Annotated in this window: 1 protein-coding gene and 1 pseudogene; both read left to right on the top strand. The window is 47.2% G+C overall.

Features of this window, described 5'->3' with window-relative positions:
• Positions 1 to 586: pseudogene (locus BM317_RS29675) on the top strand (type IV secretion protein Rhs); the annotation flags it as partial.
• Positions 586 to 945: a hypothetical protein gene (locus BM317_RS29670; RefSeq protein WP_092177200.1), complete on the top strand. Its 360-nt coding sequence runs from the start codon at positions 586 to 588 to the stop codon at positions 943 to 945. The pseudogene BM317_RS29675 and the gene BM317_RS29670, both read left to right, overlap by 1 nt.
• Positions 946 to 1,130: the final 185 nt, after the last annotated feature.

Here is a 1,130-nt window from a genome sequence, read left to right as displayed (position 1 = left end):
CCCGACGGGGTGGGTGGATCCGTTGGGGTTGGTGGATTGCCCGGGGAAGGGTGGGTGTCGGCCGGCGGTTGGGGGGCAGGATCCGGCGGGGAAGGTTCAGGTAGATGAGGGTGAGCCGACGCTGCCGATGACGGCGGAGCAGCGGGCACAGGAGCATGAACTAGCGGAGGCAAAAGCTTATAAGGAGTTAAGGGAGATGGAAGGTTCTATTGATGGTGCTCACTTTCTGGAAAAACACGGTGCGCAGACTACCTTGCAATCGCAAATGGAACGGCTGCAATCTGGTAAAAACCCTACAACGGGTGAAATTGAACGTTATACCAAAGGTAAAAAAAAGGGAGAACCTAAAATCCCTACTGCGGCAACACACTTCATAAGTCATCGAGATCAACTTTATGCGATAAATAGAGCACGGCTTGTTTTCAAAGAAAGTGGTCTGCAGCAATCTCGTGAGCCTATTGAGTTTGGAAGAAAAGTCGGAGAGGGATATAAAAAGGAAGGGTTGGAATATGGCGAGCAAACAAAGGCTGTGGTGATACTGAATGACAAAGGCCTTCCGATAACCAGTTATACGGAATTTGAGTGATGACGAAGTCGTCTGATATGGTTGTGCTAAGAAGTCTCTTATTTGTATTTGATATAGAGAATACGATAGATGAGGCAAGGGAGGAGATTATTGTCTCGAAGGATATCAACGCCGACTCTGAGTTGGTGGAGTTGTTTGATTCCTTGCTTAAAGCTGATTTTTTAACATTTCAATCTCATGAGCGCGAATGGTTTATTGAAAAAATTTCCTTCTATCTGGAAGAGGGGGCGAATTTTGATGAGATATTTTCGAGGATAACCACATATTTCGATGATGATGTTAAGGATCCGCCTCACTTTATGAGAGTTTTGCTGAGCTGCCTCAAGCGCTATCAGTCAGAAGTGGCCGAAAACTCATAACTTAATTTAGAAAGAGTATTTAATCGTTACCTGCTGCGTGAATGCATCCCTAAAGCAGCGAACTCAATCCCTGACACTCTGAGTTGTCTAGTTTGATCGTTCCCACGCTCCGCGTGGGAATGCATCCCGTGACGCTCTGCGTCACATTCAGAAGCGGAACGCAGAGCGTCCCTGGCGACATTCCC

This window comes from Pseudomonas sp. NFACC24-1 (genome assembly GCF_900115235.1).
Lineage (GTDB): Bacteria > Pseudomonadota > Gammaproteobacteria > Pseudomonadales > Pseudomonadaceae > Aquipseudomonas > Aquipseudomonas fluorescens_AA.
Note: the sequence above shows the minus strand (reverse complement) of the source record. Positions and strands in the feature narration are given on the sequence as shown.

Coding starts and splice junctions, on each gene's coding strand:
- BM317_RS29670 (WP_092177200.1), top strand. CDS start 586: ATGACGAAGTCGTCTGATATGGTTGTGCTAAGAAGTCTCTTATTTGTA.